At 70.0% G+C, this 6,018-nt stretch carries 7 protein-coding genes; 2 read left to right on the top strand and 5 right to left on the bottom strand.

The window, feature by feature from the left end; translation table 11 throughout:
• Positions 1 to 90: 90 nt before the first annotated feature.
• Complete coding sequence (locus AC31A1_RS14420) at positions 91 to 915, bottom strand: SDR family NAD(P)-dependent oxidoreductase (protein WP_489653681.1); 825 nt, start codon at positions 913 to 915, stop codon at positions 91 to 93.
• A gap of 123 nt (positions 916 to 1,038) precedes the next feature.
• Between AC31A1_RS14420 and AC31A1_RS14415 the strand changes: the two genes are divergently transcribed.
• Positions 1,039 to 1,635, top strand: a complete 597-nt coding sequence (locus AC31A1_RS14415; protein WP_489653680.1) for a TetR/AcrR family transcriptional regulator — start codon at positions 1,039 to 1,041, stop codon at positions 1,633 to 1,635.
• Between the two features lie 148 nt (positions 1,636 to 1,783).
• Entirely contained in the window at positions 1,784 to 2,443 is a 660-nt protein-coding gene (locus AC31A1_RS14410) for a hypothetical protein (RefSeq protein ID WP_489653679.1), read from the top strand.
• Positions 2,444 to 2,499: 56 nt separating this feature from the next.
• Here the strand turns inward: AC31A1_RS14410 and AC31A1_RS14405 are convergent, their stop codons facing one another.
• From AC31A1_RS14405 to AC31A1_RS14390, 4 genes are read right to left on the bottom strand one after another with little or no spacing between them, the layout of a single operon-like run.
• On the bottom strand, positions 2,500 to 3,162 hold the full coding sequence (locus tag AC31A1_RS14405; RefSeq protein ID WP_489653678.1) for an antibiotic biosynthesis monooxygenase family protein: 663 nt from the start codon (positions 3,160 to 3,162) through the stop codon (positions 2,500 to 2,502).
• A gap of 12 nt (positions 3,163 to 3,174) precedes the next feature.
• Positions 3,175 to 3,780, bottom strand: coding sequence for an NADPH-dependent FMN reductase (locus tag AC31A1_RS14400; RefSeq protein WP_393761331.1), 606 nt, complete (start codon positions 3,778 to 3,780; stop codon positions 3,175 to 3,177).
• A 22-nt stretch (positions 3,781 to 3,802) separates the two neighbouring features.
• Positions 3,803 to 5,041 (bottom strand): MFS transporter, encoded by a 1,239-nt coding sequence (locus AC31A1_RS14395; RefSeq protein ID WP_489653677.1) that lies wholly within the window; start codon positions 5,039 to 5,041, stop codon positions 3,803 to 3,805.
• Positions 5,038 to 6,006, bottom strand: coding sequence for an LLM class flavin-dependent oxidoreductase (locus AC31A1_RS14390; RefSeq protein ID WP_393761327.1), 969 nt, complete (start codon positions 6,004 to 6,006; stop codon positions 5,038 to 5,040). Before AC31A1_RS14390 ends, AC31A1_RS14395 begins: the two co-directional genes overlap by 4 nt.
• Positions 6,007 to 6,018 lie beyond the last annotated feature (12 nt).

Here is a 6,018-nt window from a genome sequence, read left to right as displayed (position 1 = left end):
CGGCCGTGGAGAGGGGGCTCCACGGGGATCACAGGCTGCCCCGTCCCTGACACTGGAGACCGGGACGGGGCGGCCGGACGACGAACCGGGTCAGCGGGCCAGCAGTTCCTCGGTGACGGTGGCGAGGCGTGCCGCGGCGTCCTTGTCGAACAGCGCCGGGTGGTCGACCCTGATCCGCTCGCCCTCCACATAGGCGCTCAGCGGCTCGACGGGCGGCGCGTCGATGACGGCGTCGATGGGCGCGACGGCCTGCGCCACGGGCTTGCCCATCCGCTTCAGGGCGTCGACGTGCGCCTTGGTCATGGCGTCGTACTGTCCGGCGATGCTGGTCGCGGTGCTGCCCGGGTTGATGAGCACGTAGCGCGTGCGGCCGGTGTGCTCGGCTGCGTAGGCGACACCGAGCAGGTCATTGGCGGTGCCCGCCTGCATCTGGGCGCCGACGCCGTTGTAGCCGCGCTCCGACTGGAGGTCCTGCCAGCGGATGCCGGGCTTCTGGATGCCCGGGCCGGCGACGTTCACGATGACCGGGGCCTCGGACTTCTCCAGCGTCTCGGTCAGTCCGTGGCTGAGGAGGTAGCGGCTGAGGTATTCCAGCGCGAACGTGTTCTCGTAGCCGTCGGCGGTCTGGAAGCGGTCCGAGCGGAAGAACCGTGCGCACAGCACCAGCGCGTCGACGACCGGGAACGAGGCCTTGATCTCGTCCAAGACCCTCCGGTTCTCGGCGACCAGGCTCAGATCCGCAGCGATGAAGAAGGCACGGTCACCTGCGCCGCGCTCGTCGGCGGCCGCCAGTAATCCCTTGCCCTTCTCCTCGCTGCGGCCGATCACGACGACCTTGTCTCCACGTTCCAGACGCGTGAGGGCCAGGCCCCGTCCGATCCCGTCGTTCCCGCCTGTGATCACAACCGTCTTCATCAAGAAGCTCCTCGAACCTCGCCGCACGGCAGACATGCCGACTAAGTCACCAACGGATGACTTGGTTCAAGCTAGGCGCCCTCCATTACGATGTCAACGACGGCTGACTTCAGGGAGACACCGGTGACTCAGACCCCAAAGCGCAAGCGGGACCGCACGGCCACCAGAGCCGCGCTGCTGGCTGCGGCCCGGGCCCGATTCACCCTTCTGGGCTACGACGCGACCGGTGTGCGGGACATCGCCGGCGACGCGGGTGTGGACCCGAAGCTGATCTTCCGTTACTTCGGCTCCAAGGAGCGGCTGTTCGAAGAGGCCTCGCGACTGGTCGAGGAGCAGTCGGACACCGCCGCCGAAGACAGCCCGGCCTATCTGCCGACCCGCCTCCTGCACGCGACCATGCGGCAGGACGAGGACGGGACGGCGGGCGGACACCCGCTCACCGCGCTCCTGTTGTCGTCGAGCCGCCAGGAATGCCGCGAGCAGCTCAACTCGCAGCTGTACGACACCTACGTGCGCAATTTCGAGGAACTCGTCGACCTGCCCGACCGTGAATTGCGTGCCGAGCTGCTCACCGCCTGGCTGCTCGGTATCAACGTGGCGCGCTCCATCGCCCACACCCCGGCGCTCTCCGACGCCTGCGTCAACGACATCACGCCCTATTTCGAGCAGGTCGCCGCCCTGCTGCTCGGCACACCTCCATCGGGAGAGAATTCGCGTTGAATTGACGTTCCTTGAAAAGTCTTTGCAGAGATGGCGGCCCACTGACATTCATTTGTCGACATCCTGGACCGACCCCCGGCCGAATTCACTCCCGTGCGGCGGAGAATGGAATGAGCAGTGCCGTGTCCCACGCCTTGAGGAGTTGTGGATGTCCAGCACGCCCGACACGCTTCCCCGTATCAGCCGCCCCGACGTCGACGCCGTACTCGTCGGCGTGCTGAACTCCGGCGGCGGCGAAGATCAGGAGGCCGTCGCCGACGCCGTCGTGTCGCACTGTCGGTCCGCGGAGTGGCCTGAGGGGCTCGTCTCCGTCAACTGCTTCACCAGCACGCAGAACGGCCAGGTGCTGACCTACGAGCAGTGGGCCTCCGAGGAGACGCTCCAGAAGTCCCTGCTGGACGGGAGCGGATTCCGCGCCGCGTCGGCCGGGTCCGGCGGCCCGGTGCCGTACCGGCTGTACCAGGTCGTCCGCGGGACCGCCGTGAGCGACCCCCCGCCGCCCGCCCGGAGTTTCCCGGTCGCGGCGTTTCCCATGGAGAGCCACGAGGCGGCCCGGCAGTGGATCGACGATCTGCTGAAGGCCGAGGAGGCCGCCGCGGGCGCGGACCGTGCCTACCCCGGAGCGATCGCGGCGAACATCCACATCGCCCTCGACGGCAGGAGCGTCCTGATCTTCTCGGAGTGGCTCTCGGAGGAGCAGGCGATCACGCACATGCAGATCGTGACGAAGGCGATGCTCATGGACGTCGGCAACAGCGAGGACGACCTGGGGTCCCTCTACCGCCACCACACGACCCTGACGCGCTGACACAGTTCGAGGGGGCCGCCCGGCAGCTGCCGGGCGGCCCCCTCGAACTGTGTCCGTCAGACGCCGATGCTCCGGTGGAGGTGGTAGCGCTTGAAGCCGATGGGCCGTACGCCGGGGGTGTCGTCGCTGACGCGGCGGGTCGTGACGTGCGTCGCGCCCGCCAGGAAGGCGATGTGCGCCTCGTCGGTCGTCCACTCCGCGTAGTTGAGCACGCGGGTGCCGTCCTTGCTGGCGTGGAAGTTGGCCGAGAGCATCCCCGGAGTCCGCCGGCCGGCCGGGTCCTGGACGGCGCCTGCGATGGACTCGATGATCCGCTCCTGGCGGTCCGGGCCGTCCACGTCGAACATGGCCACGATCACGCAACCCGGTTTCCGCGGCGCGGAGTCGAGCACCACGCTGCGGTGCGGCCGGTACTCGACGGCCTCGGCCCGGGCCACCCCGCCGAGCGTGTCCAGCATCCTCCGGTAGGCGCCCGGTTCACCGCACTGCGTGTACGTCAGCACGGTGTCGTCGTCGGTGCTGAGGAAGCAGCTGAAGGACAGCACACCCGGGGGCCACGGAGTGGCGCTCCACTGCCCGACGAGGTCCTGAAGGTCGGCCAGCCCGCGCGCGCGGTTCGGGACGTACCAGTGACTGACGAAGACGGCCGCCACGTCCGGGCGCCGTGGGTCCGGCATGTCGAGCCCGGCCTGACGGGCCGTCCGAGTCCGCTGAGTCATCGCGCCCCTCCCTCAGCGCTCGTAGGGGCGTTCGGCGCGCGCGTCGCGCAAGGTGTGTCCCCACCAGACGAGGCGGTCCAGCATCACCTTCGCCGCGCCCGCGGCATCCTCGGCGTCCTTGGGCCTGCCGTCGCCGTCGAACCGTTCCCAGGCATTGTGGAAGCTGACGGACTCGCGCACGGTCACCGCGTGCAGCTCGGCGAAGACCTGCCGGAGCTGCTCCACGGCACGCAGCCCGCCGCCCATCCCCCCGTACGAGACGAACCCGACCGGCTTGGCCGCCCACTCGTCGAAGAACCAGTCAATGGTGTTCTTCAGCGCGGCGGGGCAGGCGTGGTTGTACTCGGGGGTCACCACGGCGAAGGCGTCCGCGGCGGCGAGACGCCCGGCCACGGCGTCACGGATCTCCGCGACCCCGGCCGGCGGCCGCGCCCCGGGTTCGGGCATCACCAGGGGCAGCGGATGGTCCAGTACGTCCAGGACGTCCACACCCACGTCGGCGTGGGCCCGCGCCTGCTGGGCGAACCAGTCGGCCACCGTCGGCCCGAACCGCCCGTCGCGGACGCTGCCGACGATGACGAGCAGCGATATGGGGCGCCCGGTCATGCGCTCGGTCATGGCAGAACCTTTCGTGGTGATGTCACGGTGAGACCTTTCGGGGTGGTGTCGCTGCGGAGCCGCGGAGTCCCGTCAGCGCGACGAGCAGGCCCGCGCCGGTGACCGCCAGGACGAGCAGCAGCGCCGGGCGGTCACTGTCGGAGGAGGCGAGCAGCAGGGCGGTCGACGGGAGCAGCACGATGGCCCCCAGCTGGACCGCCGTCTGGTAGAGCGGGACGGCCATGGGGCGGTCCTGTGCTGCGACGGTGGAGGTGGCCTGGACGTTCAGCGCGGCGAAGGCGAACACGAAGCCCGCGCCGAGCAGCAGCAGCGTCGGCAGCGTCCCGGTCGCGTACGACGCGTCCGCCGGACGCCAGGTGCGGAGCGCGCACCCGGCGAACGTCGCGAGGGCGCCCAGCGCGATCAGCCTAGGCGTGCCGAACCGCGCGACCAGGCGGCCCGCGAAAGGCACGGTCACCGCCAGGGGAAGACACGCGGGCAGCAGGGCCACCGCGGTCTGCCACGGAGCCCAGCCGAACCGGTCACGGGACTCGAAGGTGATCATCACCAGCAGGCTGTGGTACGTGCCGTTGAGCGTGGCCGCGCCCAGCGCGGCGCGCAGCAGAGGGCCGTTGCGCAGCACACGGGCGTTGACTCGCGGAGCCCTGCCGCGGCCGGCGTCGGGTGGGACGAGGCGCAGCCCGAACAGCAGCAGCGCCAGCGCCACCGGGGCGGGGAAGAGGAATGTCAGGTGCCAATCGGCCTGGAGCAGCACTCCGGAGAGCAGCAGCCCGGCCGTGAACCCGGCGGCACCGAACAGGGAGTACACCGTGACGGCCCGGCGCTGCCCGGGTCCCTCCTCGAAGGTGGTGCTGATGATCGCGAGGCCGGTCGGCGCGGTCAGTGCCGCGCAGCCTCCCTTGACCACGCGGGTGGCGATGAGCAATGTCGCGTCGTCGGTCAGGCCGCCCGCGAGCGAGGCCGCCGCGAACAGCAGCATGGCTCCGAGGTAGGAACGACGCCGGCCCCAGCGAGCGTTGACTCGGGGACCGAGCACGAGCAGGGTCGCGAAACCGATCGCGAAGCCGCTCATCATCCACTGGACCTGGAACAGCGACAGTCCGAGGTCCGCTTTGATCGTGGGCAGCGCGACGAGAACCACGGACACTTCGAGAGCGTCGAGGATCATGTTGCCGGAGAGGACGAACAGGATGCCCCACAGGCGCCGGTCCCAGCTCCCCGTCCCGGCACTCGCGGCGGACGACGCGGAGAGCGCGGTCATGACCCGATCAGGGCCGGCAGTTTCTCGCTGACCAGCTGGATGTTCTCGGCCACCAGGTCGTCCGGCATGCCGGCGATGCTCGCCCAGAAGATGAGGTGCTGGACGGGCAGACCCTTGGTCATCTCCAGGATCTGCGCCGCGGCGTCCTCGGGGGTGAGGATCTTCAGCGCCCCCCAGGGAGCGTTGGAGGTGCGGTCGCGGAATTCGTCGGCGTGGATGACGGGTGGCCTCGGTCGGCCGGTGCCCTCGACGGATGCCTGCTGATAGCTGTTGACCTGGTGTGCCAGATACGGGGCGACCCGCGACCAGGCGGCGTCCGGGTCCTCGGAGAGGATGATCGGCAGCAGGTCGGAGACCCGGGCGGTGTCCGGGTCGTGGCCTCCCTCGACGAGGCCGGCGCGGTAGTGCTCGAACTTCTCGTGGGAGATGTGGAGCAGCCCGATGCCGAGGCGACCCGCGATCCGGGCACCGCGCGGACCGTAGAACCCGCCCCACAGTGGCACCGGGTCCTGGATCGGCACCGGGGTGACGGCCTGCTCCTCCCAGAGCCTGCGGACCTCGCGGATGTTCTCCTCGGTCCGCGCGAACCGGCCCTTGAAGTCGGCCTCGTACAGGGCGTACTCGGGCACGCGATAGCCGGCGCCGAGTCCGAGTTCCAGCCTGCCGCCGCTGATCAGATCGACGACGGCGGCCTCTTCGGCGAGGTGTGCGGGCCTGCGCAGCGCGGGCAGCAGGACGGAGGTGCCGATCCGGGCGTGCCGGGTGCGGGCCGCGGCCGCCGCGGCGAAGGTCAGCGGCTGCGGCAGATAGCCGTCCTCGAAGAGGTGGTGCTCGGTGAACCAGAGACCGCCCGCGCCGCGTTGGTCGGCCTCTTCGCAGAACTCCAGGGCCCGTGCGTAGTGGTCCGCCCAGGGCCGCTTCCATTCCTCGGGATTGCGCAGGTCGAAGAGAAATCCGACGTTCATTGCCTGGTCCCC

Source organism: Streptomyces sp. P5F9 (genome assembly GCF_057961495.1).
Note: the sequence above shows the minus strand (reverse complement) of the source record. Positions and strands in the feature narration are given on the sequence as shown.

Excerpts from the sequence above, each read along its gene's own strand:
- AC31A1_RS14420 (WP_489653681.1), bottom strand. The coding sequence starts at position 915 with ATGAAGACGGTTGTGATCACAGGCGGGAACGACGGGATCGGACGGGGC.
- AC31A1_RS14410 (WP_489653679.1), top strand. The coding sequence starts at position 1,784 with ATGTCCAGCACGCCCGACACGCTTCCCCGTATCAGCCGCCCCGACGTC.
- AC31A1_RS14405 (WP_489653678.1), bottom strand. The coding sequence starts at position 3,162 with ATGACTCAGCGGACTCGGACGGCCCGTCAGGCCGGGCTCGACATGCCG.
- AC31A1_RS14400 (WP_393761331.1), bottom strand. The coding sequence starts at position 3,780 with ATGACCGAGCGCATGACCGGGCGCCCCATATCGCTGCTCGTCATCGTC.
- AC31A1_RS14395 (WP_489653677.1), bottom strand. The coding sequence starts at position 5,041 with ATGACCGCGCTCTCCGCGTCGTCCGCCGCGAGTGCCGGGACGGGGAGC.
- AC31A1_RS14390 (WP_393761327.1), bottom strand. The coding sequence starts at position 6,006 with ATGAACGTCGGATTTCTCTTCGACCTGCGCAATCCCGAGGAATGGAAG.